22 protein-coding genes and 1 tRNA gene are annotated in these 22,907 nt (G+C 59.2%); 10 read left to right on the top strand and 13 right to left on the bottom strand.

Annotation, left to right across the window (positions count from 1 at the left end):
* Positions 1-59: 59 nt before the first annotated feature.
* Entirely contained in the window at positions 60-1,070 is a 1,011-nt protein-coding gene (gene mgrA / locus FYJ43_RS06170; RefSeq protein WP_154562945.1) for an L-glyceraldehyde 3-phosphate reductase, read from the bottom strand.
* A 34-nt stretch (positions 1,071-1,104) separates the two neighbouring features.
* Here mgrA and FYJ43_RS06175 point away from each other — a divergent pair, with 34 nt between their 5' ends.
* Positions 1,105-1,686, top strand: a complete 582-nt coding sequence (locus FYJ43_RS06175; RefSeq protein ID WP_154562947.1) for an isochorismatase family protein — start codon at positions 1,105-1,107, stop codon at positions 1,684-1,686.
* Between the two features lie 58 nt (positions 1,687-1,744).
* On the opposite strand, the gene FYJ43_RS06180 is transcribed toward FYJ43_RS06175, so the two are convergent.
* Positions 1,745-2,152, bottom strand: coding sequence for a DUF3052 domain-containing protein (locus FYJ43_RS06180; protein WP_326833390.1), 408 nt, complete (start codon positions 2,150-2,152; stop codon positions 1,745-1,747).
* Positions 2,153-2,270: 118 nt separating this feature from the next.
* A complete protein-coding gene (gene aceE / locus FYJ43_RS06185; protein WP_154562949.1) occupies positions 2,271-5,057 on the bottom strand; it encodes a pyruvate dehydrogenase (acetyl-transferring), homodimeric type in 2,787 nt (928 codons plus the stop codon).
* A 318-nt stretch (positions 5,058-5,375) separates the two neighbouring features.
* Between aceE and FYJ43_RS06190 the strand changes: the two genes are divergently transcribed.
* From FYJ43_RS06190 to FYJ43_RS06220, 7 genes are all read left to right on the top strand, one after another.
* Positions 5,376-6,497, top strand: coding sequence for a PucR family transcriptional regulator (locus FYJ43_RS06190; protein WP_154562951.1), 1,122 nt, complete (start codon positions 5,376-5,378; stop codon positions 6,495-6,497).
* 64 nt (positions 6,498-6,561) lie between these two features.
* A complete protein-coding gene (locus FYJ43_RS06195) occupies positions 6,562-6,921 on the top strand; it encodes a NifB/NifX family molybdenum-iron cluster-binding protein (protein WP_154562953.1) in 360 nt (119 codons plus the stop codon).
* Positions 6,918-7,832, top strand: a complete 915-nt coding sequence (locus FYJ43_RS06200) for a 2-dehydropantoate 2-reductase (RefSeq protein WP_195839911.1) — start codon at positions 6,918-6,920, stop codon at positions 7,830-7,832. Before FYJ43_RS06195 ends, FYJ43_RS06200 begins: the two co-directional genes overlap by 4 nt.
* 191 nt (positions 7,833-8,023) lie before the next feature.
* Positions 8,024-8,896: an ACP S-malonyltransferase gene (locus FYJ43_RS06205; RefSeq protein WP_229771658.1), complete on the top strand. Its 873-nt coding sequence runs from the start codon at positions 8,024-8,026 to the stop codon at positions 8,894-8,896.
* The gene (locus FYJ43_RS06210; protein ID WP_154562957.1) at positions 8,893-9,891 is read left to right on the top strand and encodes a beta-ketoacyl-ACP synthase III; all 999 of its coding nucleotides are present in this window, start codon (positions 8,893-8,895) and stop codon (positions 9,889-9,891) included. Before FYJ43_RS06205 ends, FYJ43_RS06210 begins: the two co-directional genes overlap by 4 nt.
* A 75-nt stretch (positions 9,892-9,966) precedes the next feature.
* Positions 9,967-10,212, top strand: a complete 246-nt coding sequence (locus FYJ43_RS06215; RefSeq protein WP_154562959.1) for an acyl carrier protein — start codon at positions 9,967-9,969, stop codon at positions 10,210-10,212.
* A gap of 72 nt (positions 10,213-10,284) precedes the next feature.
* The gene (locus tag FYJ43_RS06220; RefSeq protein WP_154562961.1) at positions 10,285-11,556 is read left to right on the top strand and encodes a beta-ketoacyl-[acyl-carrier-protein] synthase family protein; all 1,272 of its coding nucleotides are present in this window, start codon (positions 10,285-10,287) and stop codon (positions 11,554-11,556) included.
* 62 nt (positions 11,557-11,618) lie between these two features.
* Here FYJ43_RS06220 and FYJ43_RS06225 read toward each other — a convergent pair whose 3' ends face one another.
* The 6 genes from FYJ43_RS06225 to FYJ43_RS06250 form a co-directional block, all read right to left on the bottom strand.
* Positions 11,619-12,116: a DUF3145 family protein gene (locus FYJ43_RS06225; protein WP_326833391.1), complete on the bottom strand. Its 498-nt coding sequence runs from the start codon at positions 12,114-12,116 to the stop codon at positions 11,619-11,621.
* A gap of 77 nt (positions 12,117-12,193) precedes the next feature.
* Positions 12,194-12,910, bottom strand: coding sequence for a YggS family pyridoxal phosphate-dependent enzyme (locus FYJ43_RS06230; RefSeq protein ID WP_154562965.1), 717 nt, complete (start codon positions 12,908-12,910; stop codon positions 12,194-12,196).
* A 49-nt stretch (positions 12,911-12,959) separates the two neighbouring features.
* A complete protein-coding gene (locus FYJ43_RS06235) occupies positions 12,960-13,922 on the bottom strand; it encodes a VWA domain-containing protein (protein WP_154562967.1) in 963 nt (320 codons plus the stop codon).
* Positions 13,913-14,881 (bottom strand): VWA domain-containing protein, encoded by a 969-nt coding sequence (locus FYJ43_RS06240; protein WP_154562969.1) that lies wholly within the window; start codon positions 14,879-14,881, stop codon positions 13,913-13,915. The genes FYJ43_RS06235 and FYJ43_RS06240 overlap by 10 nt, the downstream gene beginning before the upstream one ends.
* Complete coding sequence (locus FYJ43_RS06245) at positions 14,878-15,882, bottom strand: DUF58 domain-containing protein (protein ID WP_326833450.1); 1,005 nt, start codon at positions 15,880-15,882, stop codon at positions 14,878-14,880. Before FYJ43_RS06245 ends, FYJ43_RS06240 begins: the two co-directional genes overlap by 4 nt.
* A gap of 49 nt (positions 15,883-15,931) precedes the next feature.
* On the bottom strand, positions 15,932-17,050 hold the full coding sequence (locus FYJ43_RS06250; RefSeq protein ID WP_456064349.1) for an AAA family ATPase: 1,119 nt from the start codon (positions 17,048-17,050) through the stop codon (positions 15,932-15,934).
* Positions 17,051-17,201: 151 nt separating this feature from the next.
* On the opposite strand from FYJ43_RS06250, the gene FYJ43_RS06255 reads away from it, so the two are divergent.
* The gene (locus FYJ43_RS06255; RefSeq protein ID WP_154562973.1) at positions 17,202-18,137 is read left to right on the top strand and encodes a hypothetical protein; all 936 of its coding nucleotides are present in this window, start codon (positions 17,202-17,204) and stop codon (positions 18,135-18,137) included.
* Complete coding sequence (locus FYJ43_RS06260; RefSeq protein ID WP_154563468.1) at positions 18,137-18,934, top strand: HAD hydrolase family protein; 798 nt, start codon at positions 18,137-18,139, stop codon at positions 18,932-18,934. The genes FYJ43_RS06255 and FYJ43_RS06260 overlap by 1 nt, the downstream gene beginning before the upstream one ends.
* A gap of 153 nt (positions 18,935-19,087) precedes the next feature.
* On the opposite strand, the gene FYJ43_RS06265 is transcribed toward FYJ43_RS06260, so the two are convergent.
* The 4 genes from FYJ43_RS06265 to bioA all read right to left on the bottom strand — a co-directional run bounded on the left by FYJ43_RS06265 (position 19,088) and on the right by bioA (position 22,859).
* A complete protein-coding gene (locus tag FYJ43_RS06265) occupies positions 19,088-20,122 on the bottom strand; it encodes an esterase/lipase family protein (RefSeq protein WP_154562975.1) in 1,035 nt (344 codons plus the stop codon).
* Between the two features lie 334 nt (positions 20,123-20,456).
* Positions 20,457-20,530: transfer RNA gene (locus FYJ43_RS06270), tRNA-Ile, on the bottom strand.
* Positions 20,531-20,793: 263 nt separating this feature from the next.
* Positions 20,794-21,516, bottom strand: coding sequence for a dethiobiotin synthase (gene bioD, locus FYJ43_RS06275; protein ID WP_154562977.1), 723 nt, complete (start codon positions 21,514-21,516; stop codon positions 20,794-20,796).
* The gene (gene bioA, locus FYJ43_RS06280; RefSeq protein ID WP_326833392.1) at positions 21,513-22,859 is read right to left on the bottom strand and encodes an adenosylmethionine--8-amino-7-oxononanoate transaminase; all 1,347 of its coding nucleotides are present in this window, start codon (positions 22,857-22,859) and stop codon (positions 21,513-21,515) included. The genes bioD and bioA overlap by 4 nt, the downstream gene beginning before the upstream one ends.
* Positions 22,860-22,907 lie beyond the last annotated feature (48 nt).

A 22,907-nucleotide genomic window follows, 5' to 3' on the forward strand; every position in this document is an offset into this window, starting at 1 on the left:
CGACCTCACGGGATCGCCATTAAAGGGCGTCTGTAGGAGAGTAGCACGTTTGGGATCGCTCAGAGGGTATGGTCGGCCAACACCGATTCAATGCGCACTCTCTCGTCGTCGGTGAAGGGAGTGGCTTCAAGCGCGTCAATGTCTGAATCGAGCTGCGGTACCGACGATGCCCCGACGAGCACACTCGTAATACGAGGTTCGCGCAGGATCCACGACAGCGCCATCTGGGCCAGAGTTTGGTCGCGGTCTTTGGCCACCTCATTGAGGGCAGCAACAGCGGCGCGAGTAGTGTCGTCAATCTGTTCAGGTCGCAGCGAGACCGCACCCATGCCTGCACGGGAGTGGGCAGGCACGCCCCTCAAGTACTTATCAGTGAGAATCCCCTGGGCCAATGGGGAAAAACAGATGATGCCCATCCCCTCCTGCTCACACGTGTCAACTAGCCCATCTTCAATCCACCGATCAAACATGTTGTAGCGAGGCTGGTGGATCACCAACGGGGTACCAAGATCACGGGCGATGGCGGCGGCGCGCTCAGTCTGCGCAGAATCATATGAGGAAATACCTGCGTACAAGGCACGCCCCGATCGCACGATCCGGTCGAGGGCCGCAATCGTCTCCTCGAGTGGGGTGTCCGGATCGAATCGGTGAGAATAAAAGATATCAACGTAATCCAGACCCATTCGCTTAAGCGACTGGTCGCAGGATGCGATGAGATATTTACGGGAGCCACCCTGCCCATATGGACCGGGCCACATGTCGTAGCCAGCCTTGGTACTAATAATGAGTTCATCACGATAAAGCCTGAAATCAGTCGCCATAATGCGACCGAAATTCAATTCGGCCTGCCCATACGGTGGGCCGTAATTATTAGCGAGATCGAAGTGGGTGATGCCCCGATCGAATGCGCGACGCAGGACAGCACGCTGCGTGGATCCAGGGTGAAGGTCTCCAAAGTTATGCCACAAGCCTAAAGAGATCGCCGGGAGCAACAACCCACTCGTTCCGCAACGTCGATACTCCATTGTCTCGTAGCGATCCTGGGCTGCCACGTAGGTGCTCACTGCCATAGCATCAGCGTACCGAGAATGGGAGGATATGCCCATGACTTCGTCACACCGTGCCCTGATTGTCGTCGACGTCCAACCAACCTTCTGCGAGGGAGGTGCTTTAGGAGTCGAAGGCGGCAATGCCTGCGCAGAACGGATCGCCAGGTATGTGCTGGCCCACCGTGGCCGTTACGACCTGATTGTCACCACTCAGGATTGGCATATCGACCCCGGCGATCACTTCTCCGATAGCCCCGATTTCGTGGATTCTTGGCCGCCACATGGGATTGCTGGTACCGCCGAGGCTGAGATTCATCCAGCAATCGCCGACATTCCTGTCGACGCGCGGGTCAAGAAGGGCCAATACGCTGCGGCCTATTCCGGCTTCGAGGGTATCACCGAGGACGGCACGAGCCTCGAAACGGTCCTGCGCGATGAGGGAATCAACGCGGTCGACGTCGTCGGCTTAGCCCTCTCCCATTGCGTCAAGGACACCGCCTTGGATGCCCAGCGTCTCGGGTTCACCACAATCAGTCTGACGGATCTGAGCGAGCCGGTAAGCCCCGAGCTAGGTCAGGCGGCCGTAGCAGCCATGGCGGATGCCGGAGTGAGGGTAACCACCAGTTCGCAGCTGTAAGGCATCTCACTTGTCACTGTGTGCGATTAAGCCTTGAACGATGGGGTTTCCACGCTCGTTAGCTGCGCCGCCCGCCGCGCGGGCGCACAATCTTGTGGGCCTGCCAGTCCTTACTGACGTCGTAGCTGGTGGTGAGGACCATGCCTGCGGTGTCTGCACCGTCAGACAGGTCAGCCGGATCGACAGTGCCCGGACGCCCCACCTTCGGGGTGACGAGAACGATAAACCCATCATCAGACAGATCACGCATAGCGTCTACCAAGCCGTCGGCGACATCGCCGTCATCGGCACGCAACCACAACCAGACGATGTCGACAGCATCGATTGAATCCTCAATCATGTCGCCGTCGATGAGGTCCATAACCTCCTGACGAAGATCCTCGTCAACGTCATCGTCCCAACCGAGCTCCTGGACGACCTGCCCGGCCTCGAAACCGAGCTTGTCCAAATCGGTGTCGCTTCCCACGAATCCTCAGCTTTCTCACGTGTCTGGCGTCTGACGCAAAAAGTGCGTTGAGATAAGCGTGCCAGATGCGAGACGCGGAGGCCACCTCCGGGGGTGGCCTCCGCGCTCTCACCATTGATCAGGCGTCGCCACCGGCATTCCCGGATGCTCCAGCATTAACATTGAGAAGGTCGTACTTCTCTGCGGCCCTGGTAGGCCAGTCTTCCGGAACCTCGCCACGCTCAGCGAGCATCTGAAGGGCACGCACGGCCATGGACGGTCCATCAATGTGGAAGAACCGTCGGGCGGCGGCACGCGTATCGGAGAAGCCGAATCCATCGGCACCCAGCGAGGCGTAATCCCCCGGTACCCATTGAGCGATTTGGTCGGGAACTTGACGCATGTAATCAGTAGCGGCAACAACCGGGCCCGGAGCGTCAGCGAGACGCTCAACGATGTACGGAATGCGCTTGCCCTGCTCGGGATGCAGGAAGGCCTGTTCCTCGGCGTCCATAGCGTCTCGACGCAAGTTGTTCCACGACGTCACCGACCACACGTCGGCAACGACGCCAAAGTCGTCCTTGAGGAGCTTCTGAGCCTCCAAGGCCCACGGCACGGCAACCCCAGAAGCCATCAACTGAACGCGCCGAGCATCCTCCCCGACTCCCTCGAAGGAACCCTTTGACAGCAGATACATACCTTTGACGATGCCCTCAGCGTCGACGCCCTCGGGCTCGGCGGGCTGAATGATCGGCTCGTTATACACCGTCAGGTAGTACATGACGTCTTCAGCGTTCTCACCGTACATATGTTCAAGACCTGCCTGAACGATGTGTGAGATCTCGTATGAATACGCAGGATCATACGAAATGACGGCCGGGTTCGTGGCGGCCAGCACTGGCGAATGCCCGTCCATGTGCTGAGTGCCCTCGCCAGTTAACGTTGTACGCCCGGCAGTGGCACCAATAATGAATCCCTTAGTCATTTGGTCTCCGGCTGCCCAGAAGGAGTCACCAGTGCGCTGGAATCCAAACATCGAGTAGAACAGATAGATGGGCACCATAGGCACGCCCTGGGTGGAATACGCCGACCCTGCGGCAATGAAAGCTGCTGTTGAGCCGGCTTCGTTGATGCCCGTGTGAATGATCTGCCCGTTCTTAGCCTCGCGGTAGCTGAGCATCAGCTCATGGTCAACCGGAGTGTAGCTTTGACCGTGCGGGTTGTAGATCTTGATCGTCGGGAAGAACGAGTCCATACCAAAGGTACGGGCTTCGTCAGGGATGATTGGGACGACGTGCGGGGCGAAGCCCTTATCGCGGGTGAGGTCTTTGAGTAACCGCACGAAGGCCATCGTGGTAGCGACTTCCTGCTTACCCGAGCCACGTTTGACACCGTCGAAAGCCTTCTGCTCAGGAATTGACAACGGGGTGTGCTTGGTGCGCCGCTCGGGCACAAAACCACCGAGGGCTCGACGATGCTCCAAAAGGTACTGAATGCGCTCGTCGTCAATTCCAGGATGGAAGTACGGGGCGCGATAAGGATCGGCCTCCAACACTTTGTCCGAAACCGGAATCTCGAGACGATCACGGAACTGTTTAAGGTCGTCGAGTGCCAGCTTCTTCATCTGGTGGGTCGCATTACGACCCGCAAAGTGAGTACCGAGATCGTAACCCTTAATAGTGCAAGCAAGAACCACACTCGGAGCTCCCTTGAACTCCGTGGCCGCCTTGTACGCATTGTAGACCTTGCGGTAATCGTGACCGCCACGCCGCAGCGCCCAGATCTGTTCGTCAGTCCAGTTTTCGACCATCTTGGCAGTGCGCGGATCGCGACCAAAGAAGTGCTCACGAACATAGGCGCCATCATTGGCCTTGAGAGTTTGGTAATCGCCGTCGCGGGTATTGTTCATAATATCGACGAGGGCACCGTCACGGTCAGCCTGAAGTAGCGGATCCCAACCGGATCCCCAGATGACCTTAATAACGTTCCAACCTGCGCCACGGAAGACAGCCTCAAGCTCCTGAACAATCTTGCCGTTGCCACGCACCGGGCCATCTAGCCGCTGCAGATTACAGTTAATAACGAAGGTGAGGTTATCGAGATCCTCGTTAGCAGCGACCTGCAGGAAACCGCGCGACTCCGGCTCATCCATCTCGCCGTCGCCGAGGAACGCCCAGACGTGCTGATCCGAGCAGTCCTTGAGACCACGATTAGTGAGGTACTTATTCATCGACGCCTGGTAGACGGCATTCATCGGGCCCAGACCCATCGACACCGTCGGGAACTGCCAGAAATCAGGCAACATGCGAGGGTGCGGATACGACGGTAGCCCATGGCCAGCCTTCGACTTCTCCTGACGGAACCCGTCGAGGTCATCTTCGCTGAGACGTCCCTCAAGGAAAGCACGAGCGTACATACCGGGCGCAGCATGTCCCTGGAAGAACACCTGGTCACCACCGCCAGGGGCATCCTGTCCGCGCCAGAAATGATTCTGGCCGACCTCATAGAGAGTCACTGCAGAGGCATATGTCGAGATATGACCACCGACGCCGATACCAGGGCGTTGTGCGCGATGCACGGTAATCGCAGAGTTCCAACGCAGCAGGCGACGAATGCCTCGCTCAATCTCAGCGTCACCGGGATACTCTTCCTCATCCTCAGCGGCGATGGTGTTGATGTAGTCGGTGGAGGTGAGCGCCGATAATCCGAGCCGGCTGTGACTACGAGCCCGCTCTAACAACTTAAGCAGCACAATCCGGGCACGGTTCGGACCGTCGGTCTCGACCATCTTGTCGAGGGACTCGATCCACTCCTGGGTCTCTTCGGGATCAACGTCAGGCAGGGTTGTCGGAAGCCCGTTGAGGACTGGTCCGCGTTCTTCGCGTGGGATCACGCCGGGTCCTTTCTCATCGACATTGACGCACAACCGGCAACATCACCGGTGACGACTCGAGGTGGTAACCGAAGGGCCCACCGCCAATTCATTGTGCCGCCTTGTGGGAGAAAAGTCACTCGCAGATGCCGTAAATCGACTCAACGCGTAATTTCTCGTGGATGCTAGCCGTGCGCTGCCGCTCCTGCGAGGAGGGGGCATCGCCCACTAAACTGACCGAAGTCTCGCCAGGGGGAGGCTTAGGTGGCCAAGAACGACAAAGCGACGACGCCGGTACGTCGTACGGGCACAAGCACCGGCCGGACGGTGGTGTCTTCGGACCGTACACGCAAGGCCATCGCCAAGAGGTTGATGGCCCGCACCTCAGCTATGACGACGGCCACGCTGGAGGAGATGGGTCGCCGTCACTCCTGGTTCCGCAGCCTGTCTGCCGAGGAGAGGTCGTGGATTTCGATCGTCGCTCGCTCCGGTATTGATGGTTTTGTCCAGTGGTTTGCTGACGACGACGCCGAGCCCTATTCCCCCACCGACGTTTTCGATGTAGCGCCCAGATCGATGACCCGCAAGATCTCCTTGCACCAGACCGTCGAGCTTGTCCGCACCACGATCGACGCCGTCGAGGCTCACATCGAGACCGAGATGCCCCGCGGCGATCGCCAGGTACTACGGACCGCCATCGTCCACTATTCCCGCGAGGTGGCCTTCGCCGCAGCCGAGGTTTACGCGAGAGCCGCTGAGCGCCGCGGTACCTGGGACGAACGCCTCGAATCGCTTGTCGTTGATGCGGTGGTGCGGGCCGATGCCGATGAGCAGCTCGTCTCGCGAGCCTCCACCCTTGGCTGGCGCCCAGGAATCAATCTATGCGTTGTGGTCGGACGGGCACCAACGAGCGAGCATGAACTCCACGTGTTGAGACGCGACGGCGAACGCATGCACATGACTGTGCTGGCCGCAGTCCAATCCGACCGTCTCGTCGTCATTTTGGCCGGAGAGAACCTTGTCGACGATACGGCAGCCGTCACCGCGGGGGAAGCCCTTGCAAGCCACTTCGCACCAGGCCCGATCGTCGTCGGACCCGTCGTTGCCGATCTCACCCTGGCCCCATTGTCCGCCCGCGCCGCACTGTCCGGAGCGCGGGCGGCACGGGCCTGGCCGGAAGGTCCGCGCGTCATGGCGGCCATCGACCTACTGCCTGAACAGGTCCTGTCTGGTAACGCCGACGCCATTACGTGGCTGGTTGACGAGGTCTATAACCCCCTCGCGGCGGCTAGTGGTGACCTCATGGACACCACTGTGTCCTACTTAGATCATGGCTGTTCAGTCGAGGGCACAGGTCGGGCGATGTTCATCCACCCCAATACCGTGCGATATCGCCTCAAAAGGATCCAGGACGTCACTGGATATTCCCCATCAGATCCGCGAGAAGCGTACGTGCTGCGCCTAGCAATTACTGTGGGACGGTTGAGGAGTTGACGGCGCAGCTCCAACGCCTCCCCGTATCGGGCCCATCGTCCTCATTGAGGGCTACGCTCATTCCATGAACGTCATGATCCCCGTTCGCCAGGATGGCTCGGTGGAGCCGCGATTCGGCAAAGCTCCTATGGTGGCCGTCGCACAGGTTGATAGCAACAGTCATATCACCGCGTGGCAGACATTCCACGTGGAATGGGACCGCTTGCACGATGAGGGCACCGAAGGCAGCCACCACGCCCGTATCGTTCGCTTTCTGCGTGAGCACGACGTCGTCGCATGCGTAGCTACCCACGTCGGAATGGGAATGCAGCGCACCCTAGCAGCTATGAAAATTCCAGTGCTGCCAGCCACATCCCCTGACGCTCGGGAGTCGGTGGAGGCCGCCGTCGCAGCAGCATATGGAGCAGACAAGGACGAGTCATGAAAGCGGCAGTCATTGGAGCCGGAGCCATCGGTGCCTTCTACGGAGCAGCCTTAGCGAATGCCGGGGTTAACACCTCCTTCATCGCTCGCGGCAAGACCCTCAGCGCCATTCGCAAGCATGGCCTGCGTCTCGTCGGTAACACGGAATTGACCCTTGAGGTACCCGCCACTGATAACTCAGCCGATATCGGCAACGTTGACGTCGTCTTGATGTGCACCAAGACCTTCCAAGTGGCAGAGGCGGCACGCACCTACCTCCCCGCTCTCATGAGTTCTCACACACTGGTCGTAACTACCCAAAATGGCGTGACCGCACCGCGCGAACTCTCCGCGATTATTGGCTCTGAGCATGTTGCGCCAGGGGTATGCCGCGAATGGGTCAAGATCGTGGAACCAGGTCTCATCATGGATTTGGGAGGCCCTCGAATGATCGAGATCTCCACCATTGACAACTCCCCCAACACCATCATCACCGAGTTACGAGACGCGTTCCGTAAGGCCGGGCTCACCTCTCCCGACGTGGACGACATCACCACCACCTTGTGGCGCAAGATGTGTTCGGTCGTCCCCCAAGGAGCCTGCGGTGCCGTACTCGACGTTCCCCTGGGAGACCTCCTCACCGACTACCGCGATCTTTTCTCACGATGTATCGACGAGACAGTTCAGGTGGCCCGCGCCCATGGAGCCCAACTCACCACTGACTTCGTCGACAAGAATCTTGCCGCTTTGGCCGGGCAGGATCCTGCGTCGACAACCTCCTTTCAACGCGACATTCTTGCTGGACGCCCCAGCGAATACGCTGCCCAGGTGGGGGCTGTCCCTGGTCTGGGTGACCACGTCGGCGTCGATACCCCCATCAACGACGTCATCGCAGCCGTGCTGGGACGACGAGAAGCTGCGAATCGCGCCTAGTACTACGGCCCACAAGTCGTGCTTTTGGAGGATCCCCCCTGCCAATTTGTGGGGATCCCACAATGGCCACCGCGGGTACTTCGTCGGTTCCCTGTCTCGCATTGGGCCCTGCAAGGGGGCACAGTGGGGATGTGCTTGCAATTGTCGCTCCGGGACAAGGAGCCCAGAAACCAGGATTCCTGTCGGACTGGATGTCCGACCCCACTTTTTCCGATCACCTTGCCTGGCTCTCGGCGGTGGCAGATATCGATCTTGTGACCCACGGCACGACCTCCGACGAAGCGACTATCAAGGACACTGCGGTCGCCCAGCCACTGCTGGTCGCCGCCGCGCTCGCCACCGCATGGTCGGTTGATCCCGCGATTTTCTCCAAGGCTGATGTGCTCGCTGGCCACTCCGTTGGTGAAATCGCAGCAGGAGCCGCTGCCGGAGCCTTTTCTGCCGAGGCCGCCATGGTTCTCGTGCGTGAACGCGGTCGCGCAATGGCCGAGGCCGCATCACGCACGGCGACATCCATGACCGCTGTCATTGGCGGGAACGCCGATGACGTACTGGCTGCCATTGAGGCCGCCGGACTCACCCCGGCCAACCACAACGGTAAAGGGCAGATCGTAGCCGCCGGCACCGTCGAGCAGCTCGAGGCCTTCGCAGCTGAGCCGCCGGCACGCACCCGGCTCTTCCCGCTGTCGGTCGCGGGGGCTTTCCACACAGTTCATATGGAGCCAGCCGTCGATCACCTCCGAGAGGTCGCCGCAGCCATGCCGACTACTACCCCGTCGGTAGCCCTGTTGTCTAACCGCGATGGTGCCGTTGTCACGGATGGACGCGAGTTCGCTGATCGCCTCGTCAATCAGGTTGCCCACCCAGTCCGCTGGGACCGTTGTATGGACACCATGGCTCAACGCGGTGTCACCGGCCTCCTGGAACTTACCCCAGCCGGTACGCTCACTGGCATTGCCAAACGCAACCTCAAGGGTGTCGAATTGTTCAATCTCAATACCCCAGACCAGATCCCGGCTGCCCGCGAGTTCATTGCGGCACATGCCGGTAAGGAGAATGCATGACAGCCATCAAGACCCGCCCGGTAGACAGATACTCGACGTTCCTGTCTACCGGGTCTACACGGGGCTCCCGTGTGGTCACAAACGAAGAGATGTGTACCATCATCGACTCCACCCCAGAATGGATCGAGCAGCGTACTGGCATCACTGAGCGTCGCTGGGCCACCGAGTCTGAAACGGTGCTGTCGATGGGCACCGAGGCGGCCCGTATTGCCCTGGAACGCTCCGGCTTGCAGACCTCCCAGATTGACGCCATCATCGTGGCAAGCGTTTCCCACCACCGTCCCTCCCCAAGCTTGGCGACCTACATTGCTCGGGAACTCGGCTTAGGTGACGCTGCCGCCTTCGACCTCAATGGCGCATGTGCGGGTTTCTGTTACTCAACGGCCCTAGCTGACTCTATGATCCGCACCGGATCGGCGAACTATGTCCTCGTCATCGGCGTTGAGAAGCTCTCCGATATGACGAATCTTGACGATCGATCCACCGCTTTCCTCTTTTCCGACGGGGCCGGTGCCGCAGTCATTGGTGCCAGTGATGAACCCGGTATCGGCCCAGTGGTGTGGGGATCTCGTTCCGACCAGCTCGCGACCATCGAGATTGAAGACTGGGCTGCGGCTAGTGCCGATCCCGGGAAAACCCATCCCCTCATTCACATGGAGGGCCACGCAGTCTTCAAGTGGGCTATGACTGACGTCGCCAAGCGCGCCGCCGAGACCGTCGCTGAGGCGGGAATCACTCCTGAAGACCTCGATGTCTTTATCCCCCATCAGGCTAACGACAGGATTACCGACGTTGTATGTCGTCACCTCAAGCTGCCTCAGTCAGTGACGGTGTGCCACGACATTGCAGATATGGGAAATACCTCCGCCGCATCCGTGCCGATCGCCATTGACCGTATGCTTCAGCGTGGAGAGGCCCATAGCGGTGACCTCGCCCTCATTATCGGATTTGGAGCCGGGCTGGTATATGCCGGTCAGGTGATTCGCCTCCCCTGAGCCCCACCTTCGATACGAGAAAAAACAAGCTTCGGGCTCACACCCGAGAAAACAACAAGAAAAGGAACAATCATCATGGCTGACAAAGACCAGATCCTTGCCGACATGGCTGACATCGTCAACGACATCACCGGAGTCGACCAGTCCGAGGTCACCCTTGAGAAGTCCTTTGTCGACGACCTCGACGTCGACTCGCTGTCCATGGTCGAGATCATCTACGCATGTGACGAGAAGTTCGGCGTCGAGATCCCTGACGAGGAGTCCAAGAACATCAAGACTGTCGATGATGCTGTCACCTACATCGTCGAACACCAGAGCTGATTTCAAGGCGTCCGGGGCCTCGCAGCCCCGGACGCCGGCTTGCACTGACCCATCACCGATACTGGAGAATTCATGAGCGACGTCGTCATCACTGGTTTCGGGGCCACCACACCGTTGGGACCCGATGCCCCCACCACCTGGGAGGGGCTGCTGGAAGGTCGAAACGGGGTGCATAGCCTCGACGTTGACTGGATTGACGACGTCCCCGTCAAATTCGCAGCCCCTGTGGTCGACGATCCAACCAACCACCTGCCCCGCCCCCAGGCCCGTCGCCTAGACCGTTCAAGTCAGCTGGCCCTTGTCGCCGCTAAGGAGGCCTGGACCGACGCAGGCCTTGAGCTTCCTGAACCCAACGATGATTCTGGCTCTAACGGTATCGACCCCGAGCGCCTGGCCGTATGCTGCGCTACCGGTATTGGGGGCCTGCATTCTCTACTCGGCCAATGGGACATTCAGAAAGACAAAGGATTCAAGCGGGTTAGCCCCTTCACCGTGCCAATGCTGATGGCAAATGCCCCTGCTGCCAATATTGGTTTGATGGTGCATGCCAAAGCCGGTGTCCACACCCCTGTTTCAGCTTGCGCTTCATCCTCTGAGGCGATTTCTTTAGGCTTGGATCAAATTCGTTTGGGGCGAGCTGATATCGCTGTTGTCGGTGGCGCCGAAGCCATCATCCACCCATTGCCGGTGGCTGCCTTCGCTCAAATGAAAGCGTTGTCTACCCGCAATGACGATCCCAAGCACGCATCGCGCCCGTGGGACGTTGATCGTGACGGCTTCGTCATTGGTGAAGGGGCCGCAATCATGATCATCGAGACTCTCGAGCATGCTCAAGCCCGCGGTGCAAAGATTTACGGCACTCTTGCTGGATCGGGTATCTCGGCGGATTCGCATGACATCGTTCAGCCCGATCCCACCGGCTCTGGCCAGACATCGTCAATGCGCAAGGCCCTCGCTTCGGCTGACCTGTCACCCAACGACATTAATCACGTGAACGCGCACGCAACCTCGACTCCTTTGGGCGATACTGCGGAGGCTCACTCAATCGCTGGCGTCTTCGGCACCGCCACCGATCATGTGCTCGTCAACGGCACCAAATCAATGACCGGGCATCTTTTGGGGGGCGCGGGTGCCTTGGAATCCTTCGCCGCAGTGATGGCCCTGCTCAAGCATCGAGTACCGGGCACCATCAACATCGACCACATCGAGGAAGACCTCGGCATCAATGTCGTCACTGAAACGACCGACCTGCCTGAGGGCAACCTGGCTGCTCTCAATAACTCATTCGGATTCGGGGGGCACAACGTTACCCTCGCGTTCACCAACGAGAACGCCACCCGCTAATAGCGGCGTCGGGGCTAGTCCGAGTGACCAGCCCCGACACTGATCGCCATTCAGGACGTCACTCACCCAGCTGACAGCCATGGCACGTGGAGCGACGGGTCACAAGCCCGATACGGCTCCAACTCAACGTCCCACGGTTCACCGAGCAGGTCGCAGATCTCGTCGTCGAGACGCAGCCCAGTGCGACGGGAAGCAGTCATCGCAGAACGCAACCTCATCTCGTCAACGAGGACGGAACCAGCTTCGTCGGTGGGTGCGGAAAAGATACCTAGGTCAGGGGTGACGCTCCAGCGATGTGGGGCTGCCCCTGTGTCAACGGTGACCTCGACACGCACCCGCCGCCAGGCCGCCAGCGTGGAAATGAGTTTGCGAACGTCATCAACGTCGCCACGCCATGTCGACTCTGCTCTCCATGTGCCCGGTTCGACTGGCTGATTCGTCCACCGCAGTGGTGCGGGCATAGCAAACGCGGCATCGGCTGCCCATTCAATGTGGCTGCGCAATGCCGTCGGCGCCGAGTGGATGAAAAAAGTTCCACCGGCCAACTGTGTCGTGTCCACGATCGTCCTCCCGATACCACGTGCCTTCCCCTGCAGTGGTGCGGTATGGACTTACCAGCAACAATAGACGACGCGACTCACGGACGCCATATCTGCGCCGGATCGCGGGGCCCGAAAATATCGGTGCCGATTCTCACTTGAGTCGAGCCGTGGGCAATGGCAATCTCCAGGTCCCCTGACATTCCCATGGACAGTTCAGACCAGTCACTGACATTGCTGACGTCCTGGCGCAGCTTCTCTTGCGTTGCAACGACAATATCGAAACAGTCGGCAACGGCCTTGGGGTCGGGAGTATTGAGGGCCACTGTCATGAGTCCGCGCACGTCGAGAGAATCGAAGGCAGTTAGTTCTCGAGCGAATTCGACAGCCTCTTCGGGGGCTATTCCAGACTTTTGGGGCTCAGCTGAGGAATTAACCTGAACTAATACCCGTAGCTGGCGCCCTTCCTGCTGCAACCTTTTGTCAAGCTCGTGGGCAACCTTGAGCGAATCGAGAGCCTGAAACTCGGTAGCGAAGCGGGCTACATATTTGGCTTTGTTAGTCTGCAAACCGCCGATAATGGACCATTCTAATCCGGGATGGTCGGCATCCATAAGCTCAGATTTCGCGAGCGCGTCTTGTACCTTATTCTCGCCGAACAGACGGTAGCCAGCCCGATACGCCTCATCCACCATGCTCGGCGGCTTGGTTTTGGAAACCGGCAGCAACGAAACGTCGCTGGGATCTCGACCGCAAGCTCGGCAGGCGTCATCGATCCGGGTACGCACAGCCGCTACGTTGTCGGCCACACTCATGGGAAGCTCCTTATTACCACAATGACGAATGTACTCTTGCGGCGGCGCATTAGGGCCATCGAGCACACAAACTGATAACTGAAATGGCCGTCGCCACGATGAGAGCTAAAGCGACGCCGACGTATCTGTCCGTCACTTCTCCGAAAACTTTCTCGTACCCCACCGATTGGGCGATTGATTTATAGACGTCTGACAGCTGGCCCAAGGACTCTGCCGAGAACTTTTCGCCTCCAGAGGCTTTTGCGACCGCCGCTAATTCATAGTGGTTAACGGGAACGGGCTGACGCTGGCCGCCCTCGACGACATATCCGCCTGCGGTGCCATAAGCAATGGTGTACACCGGCACATGCTGACGTCCGGCCTCCTTCGCTGCTTCCAAAGACGGACGGCCAACATTGGTTGCGCCGTCGGAAAGGAGCACGATCGCCGCTGGCGGCTTTTGCCCAGGATGTTTCGGATCGTCGGGAACGAGCTTTAGGGCATTAAGGGAGGAATAAATCCCTTCACCTATCGCGGTAGATGGCAGCACCTGAAGATTCGCGATCGCGGTTGACACCGCAGCACGGTCAGTCGTTGGGGGTACGACGACTTGAGAGGATGCCGCAAATTTCACCAAGGAGACATTAAATCGTGGCGGCAATTCACCCAGGAAATCCTTAGCGGCCGTCTTGGCAGCAGACAGTCGGGAGGGATCGACGTCGGTCGCCACCATGGAGCGAGACACATCGATAGCCACCACGATGGTCGCTCGGTCTCTCGGCACGTTGTGGTAGGCCCTTGGCTGGGCGAATGCCAATACCATGGCAGCCATCGAGAGGACTGACAGGCCCATCGCCACATGCTGCTTCCATGGTCGCGAGCTCGGCAGTAATCGCCTCAACTCGTTACGGCTCTGGTGCGGTCTGCGACGCCACATCACCACCGAAAGGTACATAGCAAGGAAAAGGACCGGCACCAGGAGCCACCAGAGTCGTCCAGGGCGTCCAAAAGCAATGAGGGTCATCATGGCCATCTCACCGCCACTGACAACGTGGCCAACCCGGAGATGACGGCGAAGCAGAACGCATAGAACGCCCACGTCGCCGTCACCTCCTTTCTGACCGGTTCGTAACCCACCGACGAATGCACCTGCTGATAAACCTCCTGGAGCTTGTCTGCCGAATCAGCAGTCCACGACTTAGCATGAGTACGCTCAGCGACGGCAGACAGGAGCTTGGTGTCGGGCGCAACCCTCTCTCGTTGGCCGTCAAGATCGACATACCCAGTTTCGGTGCCAAAGGCGATGGTGTACACCGGGACTTTGGCTGCAGCAGCTTGATTAGCCGATACCAGTGGAGAACCGCCCTGGGTATTGCCTCCATCGCTGAGCATGACAATGGCAGCGGGAGCCGGATCCTTAGATCCTCCGGGGGCCATCTTGACGGCCTCAAGAGACTTATCAATCGCCCCGCCTAGTGCGGTACCGTCTTGCAGCTCGATACCGTCAATGGCGCGCAATACGGTGGGTCGGTCAGTCGATGGTGGCATCCGAATCTCTGGATGTTCAGAAATACTCACCACTGCAACATTGAATCCAGCTGGCAGAGAATTGATAAAGTCCTTGGCCTTAGCTTTAGCCGCAGCGAGGCGATTAGGAGATACATCGTCAGCTTTCATTGACAGGGATGAATCGAGGGCAACAACAATCGTGGCGCGATCGCGCGGCACCTGCTCTACGCCCATCGGTCGGGCCCACGCAACAGTAGTCGTTGCTAAACACAGCAGAACAGCAGCGACAGTGATATGCCTCTTCCACTGCGGCTGCTTACTCATCACCGCCCCTAAAATGGCGGTATTGGTAAACCTCATCGCTGTAGACCTGCTGCGATGTAAAGCCCAAATGTAGAACACCAGTAACGCCGGGACGAGCAGCAGGAGCCAAAGTACCCACGGCGACTTCACTTCAGGTAGGCCAAGGATAAGCGGCGTCATTTCGTCACCCCCTGCGGCGGCCGATGCAAGATCGCAGCAGTACGCCGGTATCCGAGGACGAATCGTGCGATATCAGTCACCCAATCAGAGTCAGTACGCAGCTGTAGATGCCCGGCCCCCGCGCGTCGAATAGCCGCTGAAATGCGCGTGCGCTGATCCCGAGACGCAGCGTTCATCCGCTCGCGAGTGGCTTTGTCGGACGTATTGACGTAGTGAGCAAAAGACGTTTCTGGGTCTCGGACCATGACGTCGCCAACGTCGGGAAAGTCCAGCTCAGCGACGTCAACGATTTCGATACACAGCACCTGATTTCTTACCGACAACCGGCGCAAAGACCGTTCCCATTCCGGGCGATGGTTGGGGTCCAGAACGTCGTCACCGGGAGAAAGAAAGTCAGAAACGACGACCTTCATACCTCGGCGCCTGCCCGATGCAGCAAGACTCTCGATGCCTTTGGCTAGAGTCATTTGTCCGGGAGCGTTGTCAGCGACAATCGGCTCAGTGAGCATTGACCGCAGCAGGCCATAGAGTGCCGTACGTCCCGATCTGGCTGGCAGGCGTCTCACCGAGTCGGGACGCATGATGATGCCGCCAAAACGGTCCCCCATGCGCTGAGAAAGAAAACCGATCGTCGCGATAGCAGCAATTCCCAAGTCGCGTTTCGTCATGGACACCGTTCCCCAGTTCATGGAACCGGTGACGTCGAGAAGTGCCCACACCTCGAGCTCACGGTCAGCGATGGTTTCGCGCACATGCGGGACGGTCGTGCGAGCCGTCACGGCCCAATCCATCATGCGCACATCGTCTTGACCGGGTTCGTATGGTCGAGCGTCATTGACGTCGGCGCCCGCGCCAGGCAGCAAACCCAGGTGGTCACCGTGGAGGAATCCTTCCAACCGACGCACGATCGTCAGTTCTAGGCGCCGCAACGCTGCCTCAGGGGCGAGCTGATTGAGTGGTACGGTCGCTCCGGTCGGTGGGCTCACCAACGTCTGAGCCACTGACGACGGCTGTGGGTCGCGGAATGTTGGTCGCGTCATGGCGAACGCCTCAGGACCAAGCGGGCGGGGCTGTCGGAGCAGGGTACTGGTCGACATTGTCAGTGTTACTGCGCTGAGCAGCCTGATGCTGTTCCTCATTCCACACTGGGGTGGGCGGCGGAACCATGGCGACGACCCTCTCAATAACGTCGGAGGCTGACACGTTGTCAGCAATGGCGTCGAAGCTGAGTACCAAGCGGTGAGCCATGACGTCGACAGCTACGGCCTGGACATCAGTCGGAAGAACGTAATCACGACCGTGAACCAGCGCCAAGGCCCGGGCAGCGGCGACCAGACCGAGGGTTGCTCGCGGCGAGCAACCAATCTGTATGACGTTGGCAAGGTCAGGCATTCCAAAGTCACCGGGATTACGGGTTGCCAGCACCAGGCGTACCACATATTCGGCGACGAGGTTGTGGACGAAGACGTCAGAGGCCATATCTTGCAGGGCTACGACAGCCTCCGGCGTTAACACCTGCTGAGGCTGAGGCGCTTTAACGCTCATCCTGCGGAGGATCTCGAACTCCTCGTTTCCACGCGGGTACGGAACGTCAATCTTGAGCAAAAACCGGTCACGCTGAGCCTCAGGGAGAGGGTAGACACCCTCTGATTCCACCGGGTTCTGGGTCGCTATGACACTGAATGGGTGCGGCGCAGGGAATGTCTGTCCGGCAATCGACACCTGTTTCTCAGCCATAAGCTCAAGCATCGCTGACTGCACTTTTGCGGGAGCTCGGTTGATCTCATCAGCAAGGACGAAGTTGACAAAAACCGGCCCAAGTTCGATATCAAAAGTTTCCTTCGATGCTGAGTAGATGCGAGTGCCGACGATGTCAGAGGGGACGAGATCCGGGGTGAACTGCACCCGTGCGAAACCGCCACCCAACACAGTTGCGAAGGAGCGCACGGCAAGGGTCTTAGCAACACCTGGGACGCCTTCAAGAAGGATGTGACCTCGAGCAAGAACTCCGACCATAAGCTGCTCGACCATGCGTTCCTGGCCAACAATGACCCGCTGTACCTGCCCAATGGCCTGACCGATGAGACGGGCTGCCTCGTCGTTCGACATCGGGGCGTCCTGGTTACCCTTACCGATGTCCTGACCATCTGAGTAGTGCTGGGTGCTCACTAACGTCTCCTGCCTGACTTACGCACGACCCACCACGGGCCCGCACTCACGATACCGTGACAGCGCCACAGCCCAAGAACGGCAACAAATTCACTCAGATGAACGTCTACCATTCGAAGGTCGTCGTCCACATGTGGTGAGATGGTAGGTGATGTCGAGTAATCCGTGGCCTCCTGAGGCAATACCCCTACAATCGTCTGACCCACCGCGGGTCGACGAGTTCTGGCTCGACGCCCGTGCCCTAGCGACGCCGTCAGGTACGGTCTTTTTCGCCCACGACGATGACGGCCAGGCCGTCCTGGTCATTGTGTTGTCCCACGGCGCAGCCGGCGATCCCGCGTCGTGGGATCGACTTGCCGGAGAAGTCAACCATCTCCACAGTGAGACCGTCATCGCCCGCGGTGGTGCGGGACAAAACACCGGTCGCCTCGCCGGTTTATACCGCCCGGTCACTGGCCCTGATGAGGATGCTCAGCTCGTGGCCCCTTGGGTCGCTCTGGTTAACGACGGTTCGCCAGCAGCCGTGGCAGAATCACGACGGATCCTCGACGCTGTCGATATGTCGGTCGTATCGGGATTCCCGCCAGCAGCCGGCCCGAATTTCCGTTTGCACTGGATCGACGACACTGCCACAGGCCTAGTACGTACTTGGCCACTGCCTTGGCCAGGTCGACGCGACAAAGCTGGTTGGTCAACAACCGTCGTAGCATGGCTCCTTACCCTGTTCATTGCCTTGACCGGCCTACTCATAGCGGTGCTGCTATTCCAAAATGTTCCGCCGACTCCCCCACCGCCACCAGTCCCAACATCTGGATCGTCGAGTAGCTCGGCAAATAGTTCCTCAAGCCCCACTCCTGGTCGTAGCTCCGGTCAAAGCTCGTCGCCGTCGAGCAGCAGTAATTCGGCAAGCCCCTCCAAGGGGCAGTCCCCCTCATCGGCTAGCAAGACCCCCTCGACGGGAGGTAGCGAATCCCCGACCCCGTCGAATAATCCGTCGATGTCGCCGTCACGCACCCCGTCCATGCAGTCGCCAGGTGCAGGCACCGGAACCTCGTCGGGGTCCCCGACTGGACGAGGAAGGCTGTGATGGTTGCACTCATTGCTACTGACCTAGATGGCACGTTCCTGGGCACCGACAAAATGCCTGGTGCTGAAAACACTGAAGCCGTGCTCGCTGCAGCCAATGCCGGGGTACACGTCGTCTTCGCTACCGGACGCCCTTACCGCTGGCTGACGGTCCTTGACCCGTTCCGCCCGATCCATCCGACGCTGTTGGCATCCAATGGAGCGGTGAGTGTCGACGCCGCCACCGGAGAAGTGTTGCACGACGCATGTATGGATCCTCAGACGGTCCGCGACATCGTCCACGACATCCGTGATGCGCTTCCGCAGGCGCTGTTTTCGACCGAGGAAGCCACCCGATGGTTCTCCGACAAAGGGTTCGATCGTTGGCAGATCGGCGGCCCACCCGACGGCGAGGGCCCAATCGAGGGCTTTTTAGGAGATGACCACCGCATCGTCAAACTGCTTGTGCGAACTTTCGGTTGTCCCAGTGACGCATTATTTAAGGTGGTCAATCCCATTGTCGGTAATCGTGGAACCGTCACTTTCTCCGCGATAATGGTTGATGGCCTGGTAGAGATTGCGGCGTGTGGAGTCTCTAAGGGGGCTGCCCTCAAACGCGTCTGTGACGATTTCGGTATCGATCCCTCCGACGCGGCTGCTTTCGGTGATATGCCGAATGATCTCACCATGCTGGAACTCGTGGGACATCCATTTATCGTCTCGGGAGCTCACCCAACACTGCGTGACCGGGGATTTACCATCATTGGGGACCATGACGAGTCTGCAGTGGGGCGACAGATACAAACACTACTGGGTTAGGGCACCAATCCGAGCGGGCTGTGGTCGCCATGCCCGCACGCGTTCAGCTAACAACCACCGGATGACAGCATTAGCGCTGGCTGCTACGAGAGCAGCCAGCGCTAACACTAGACGCGGTTTATCGCACCAATGATGCGGTGGCGGTAATAAAGGTCACTGGATGTATCCGGGCACATAGACGCAGTGGATCGCCTTGGCTTTATCTGGAAGCAGGGCGTTAAACACGACTTGGAAAGCGACCGGATCATACGTGAACCCGAAGTGGTCAGTATGGTCTTTAGCACACACAGACTGCATGGTGATATTCGTTACCCCAGGCTGACGAATGAACGCGTTGGTGTACGGCGTAACGACATCGTCATACTTAGTACTAATGACGGTGTAGCGCACGCCCGGCGCAGTCATCCCGCCGTCGTTGAGTTCGCTCAGGAATTGTGAGCCGGCAAGCTGCTGTGGCAGCGACTCGTAATTATGCTTGTCTGCGTAGCTCTGCAACGCCTGAGCGCCTAGACTTCCAGGCCTATCGAGACCAGCAAAAGTCGCCAAACCGTAAACGCTCGTGCCCTTGTTTGACGGAACGAGGCCGATGAGATGGTTGACGACCCGGTCTCCGCCATACCACTTAATGTAGGCACGAGGGAGGGGACCTCCGCCCTGGGAGTGGCCGACAAGATCGACTTTCTCGGCACCAGTCGCCGCTCGCACTTTGTCGACATAGTGGGCTAGGAATGCCGCACTAGAACGAATATCGCCAGCAGTGGCAGCCCATTCGCGATCAGGGTTCGTCTGAATGTTGTAGTTGAAGGTAAATACGCACAGACCGGCCAATTTAAGCTCGGGTGCGTAGTATGACCAGGTCGCGAATGCGTCTTCGCCGGTCCCAGGGATAAGAACGACAGGACGACTGCCTGGAGCAGGCTTACATGTAAAGTCGTTGGCCCCCTTAGGATTCGCGCCTAGATGCGAGTGGGAATACTGCGAAGCCATAGGCCAGGTGTGAAACTGGGGTCCAGTGCCATTCGAGGGGACGCCATCCGGACTGTGTGGAGCGGCAACGCCGCCGGGATGGTCGGGAGTGATCTCCGAATCCGCAGCCCACGAGGTACCGGCCGTCATCATCATCGGTAGCGCCGTCGCTGCGGCAGTGAGGACGGCAAGGACCGACCTGCGTAGCTTGATAGATCTCATGAATGACACTCCTTGTCGATCAATAGCTTGGCCTCTATGCCAAGGCGACGATCACGCTACCGGGACAATGGTGCACTTCAGTTCACCATGACGAAAACGACCAATCGTGCAGCACCAGCAGCATCTCAACGCACAGTTTTTCGTTTGACGACAGGCCCATATCCGTCATTTACCTGACGCCTGATCATCCGATTGAATGATCTCTTTCATCGTGTGAATGAATGACCACCTACAGCACATTCATTCCGGGCTCGACGGAGGATTTCGCACCTCGACGCCGCGGAACCCATGACCGCAGGGTGCTGGACTACCCGGGTTGCAGGACCGTATGAGGTGGGGCGTGCGGGGCTCGAACCCGCGACCCAGGGATTATGAGTCCCCTGCTCTGACCGGCTGAGCTAACGCCCCGAGACAAGTAGCTACCTTACCGGGTAATGGAGTTCGCCTACCAATTCGCCATCCGCGAGTCTTTGCCCGACAACTAACGGAGCAGGGACGTCAAAACTCACGATCCGTGAGCCATACCAGAACTACAGGCGCTAAAGCGTGTCCCAGCCGACGGGAAAACCTCCGCCAGACTCAATCTCGACGTCCCTCACATCGCCACGAACTCTGACGAGCCGATAGGCAGCCCACGATTGAGGCTGACCTGTAATCCCGGTGCCGGCATGTCAGGGGCGAACGCTTGTTCCCCCAGCCTCTCCAAACCTCCTGGCTGTCCGCTGGACTGCTTCGGAGTCTTTACCTATGCCAGCGGGTATGACTCCAGCCAATGGGGCTGCGGCAGCATCCTCGATTTCTTCGAGGTTGCACCTCTCGGCAAGGTCGGGGCGGTCCGGCCACGAGCCGATGACGATCGCGTCGACCTGATGCCCCCGATCGCGGATGGCACGACAGGTCAAACCAGTGTGGTTGAGGGTACCGAGCGCCGAGCGAGTGACGACGATGACGTGGGGCTCGTGCCCACGCCCGGCAAGAACATCCATGAGGTCCAGGACTCCAGACCCGTCATTGTCCAAACCCACGAGGACGCCACCTGCTCCTTCGACGAGGGTGGCGTCGTGTCCATCAGAATCCTCAAGAATGCGGGTTGCGACGTCCTCGATTGAGGGAATGGTCATACCAGCTCGGGCAGCCGACGTGGTCGGGGCCAGTGGCTCGGGGCAGCGCACGTACTCCAGCAGGTTATTGGCGTCGATACCGGCGAGGTGGCCAGCATCGTGGACGTCACCCGGTTCGTCAGGGGCCAGACCGGTCTGGTACGGCTTGATGATGAGAACATCTTTGCCGGCTTGCTTCAGCGCTGAGGCGATAACTGCAGTAGTGACGGTCTTTCCAGCGTCGGTGTCAGTTCCGGTAACGATGATGATTCCCTCGAGATCGGTAATGTTCATGATTCCTTCCGGTGATTAATCTTGTCCTGAGCAGCATCAAGTTGATCTATGACAACGGCACGCATACCGGCAGCCATGGCCTCCAGATCATCGTTGGTACAGATATAGGGCGGCATGGCGTAGACGAGATCGCGGAAGGGCCGTAGCCACACCCCGTTCTCGACGGCGGTGCGAGTCGCCCGTCGCATGTTGATCGGGGTGTCAACCTGGACTGCGGCGATAGCTCCGAAGACGCGGACGTCGATAACCCCAGGCTCGTTGCGCAGTGACGCTAGCTCCCTAGACATCACCTCAGCAATGCGGGTGACGTCGTCGTTCCACTGCCCCTGGGAGATGATCGCCAGACTCGCTGCAGTGACGGCACTAGCCAAGGGGTTTCCCATGAACGTGGGGCCGTGCATTAGTGATCCGCCGGGGCCTCGGCTGACCTCACTGGCCAGCTCGTCGGAACACAACACGGCCGACTGAGTCAGGTATCCGCCAGTCATGGATTTCCCGACCACCATGATGTCGGGGACGACATCGGCCCACTCACAGGCGAAGAGTTTGCCCGTGCGTCCAAAACCGGTTGCAACTTCGTCGGCAATAAGAACGAGGTCGAGTTCATCAGCACGACGGCGCAGGTGCTTCAGACAGGACGGGGACCACGGCCACATACCCCCAGCTCCCTGCAAGATCGGCTCGACGATGATTCCGGCCAGATCGTCACGGTGGTCATCCAAAACCTCATCGGCCTCATGGCACCATGCCTCCACCTCAGTCGCCTCGGCGGCGAAGGCAGGCGGGCGCGGCAGGAAGATCTGTTGGGGAACAGAATCGCTGAACATGGCGTGCATCCCGCCGATAGGGTCGCATACGCTCATGGCGCCGAGGGTGTCACCGTGGTACGCCCCTCGGAGTGCCGCAATACGGGTTCTCGTCAGGGTGCCACCGCGTGCTGCGGTGCGAGCTATCTGCACCTGCCGAGCCAACTTGAGGCTGACCTCGACGCCAACCGATCCGGAATCGCCCAGAAATACCCGATCCAGCGGGGCCAACTCGACCAGTGCCGTGACGGCGTCAACTGCGGCTTTGTGGGTGAGTCCGCCAAACATGACGTGACTGAACTGGGACCTTTGGCGGTTGAGGGCCTCGTCGAGGACCGGGTTTCGGTAGCCGTGAATCTGGCACCACCACGAGGCCATCGCGTCGATCACCTCGTGGTGGCGTTCCCCATCGTGCAGCTGCAGCCGGACTCCGTTGGCAGCCGTGACTGCAAGCATCGGGTCTGCCCCTACCGTCGGGGCGTAGGGGTGCCATACATGACGTCGGTCATATTCGAGAATCTGCTGTTCAGGACTCACAGCGAGGAATGCTAGCCATCATCCTTGAACAGTGTTCAATCAGGGTCG

The sequence above is a fragment of the Cutibacterium porci genome, assembly GCF_009696315.1.
Lineage (GTDB): Bacteria > Actinomycetota > Actinomycetes > Propionibacteriales > Propionibacteriaceae > Cutibacterium > Cutibacterium porci.

Bases quoted from the DNA above. Each gene is read 5' to 3' on its own strand.
- FYJ43_RS06195 (WP_154562953.1), top strand. From the start codon at position 6,562: ATGAACGTCATGATCCCCGTTCGCCAGGATGGCTCGGTGGAGCCGCGA.
- FYJ43_RS06260 (WP_154563468.1), top strand. From the start codon at position 18,137: ATGGTTGCACTCATTGCTACTGACCTAGATGGCACGTTCCTGGGCACC.
- FYJ43_RS06215 (WP_154562959.1), top strand. From the start codon at position 9,967: ATGGCTGACAAAGACCAGATCCTTGCCGACATGGCTGACATCGTCAAC.
- FYJ43_RS06205 (WP_229771658.1), top strand. From the start codon at position 8,024: ATGTCCGACCCCACTTTTTCCGATCACCTTGCCTGGCTCTCGGCGGTG.
- FYJ43_RS06175 (WP_154562947.1), top strand. From the start codon at position 1,105: ATGACTTCGTCACACCGTGCCCTGATTGTCGTCGACGTCCAACCAACC.
- FYJ43_RS06240 (WP_154562969.1), bottom strand. From the start codon at position 14,881: ATGACGCCGCTTATCCTTGGCCTACCTGAAGTGAAGTCGCCGTGGGTA.
- mgrA (WP_154562945.1), bottom strand. From the start codon at position 1,070: ATGGCAGTGAGCACCTACGTGGCAGCCCAGGATCGCTACGAGACAATG.
- FYJ43_RS06190 (WP_154562951.1), top strand. From the start codon at position 5,376: ATGGCCCGCACCTCAGCTATGACGACGGCCACGCTGGAGGAGATGGGT.
- FYJ43_RS06230 (WP_154562965.1), bottom strand. From the start codon at position 12,910: ATGAGTGTGGCCGACAACGTAGCGGCTGTGCGTACCCGGATCGATGAC.
- bioD (WP_154562977.1), bottom strand. From the start codon at position 21,516: ATGAACATTACCGATCTCGAGGGAATCATCATCGTTACCGGAACTGAC.
- FYJ43_RS06200 (WP_195839911.1), top strand. From the start codon at position 6,918: ATGAAAGCGGCAGTCATTGGAGCCGGAGCCATCGGTGCCTTCTACGGA.
- FYJ43_RS06255 (WP_154562973.1), top strand. From the start codon at position 17,202: ATGTCGAGTAATCCGTGGCCTCCTGAGGCAATACCCCTACAATCGTCT.
- FYJ43_RS06235 (WP_154562967.1), bottom strand. From the start codon at position 13,922: ATGGCCATGATGACCCTCATTGCTTTTGGACGCCCTGGACGACTCTGG.
- FYJ43_RS06210 (WP_154562957.1), top strand. From the start codon at position 8,893: ATGACAGCCATCAAGACCCGCCCGGTAGACAGATACTCGACGTTCCTG.
- FYJ43_RS06220 (WP_154562961.1), top strand. From the start codon at position 10,285: ATGAGCGACGTCGTCATCACTGGTTTCGGGGCCACCACACCGTTGGGA.
- FYJ43_RS06265 (WP_154562975.1), bottom strand. From the start codon at position 20,122: ATGAGATCTATCAAGCTACGCAGGTCGGTCCTTGCCGTCCTCACTGCC.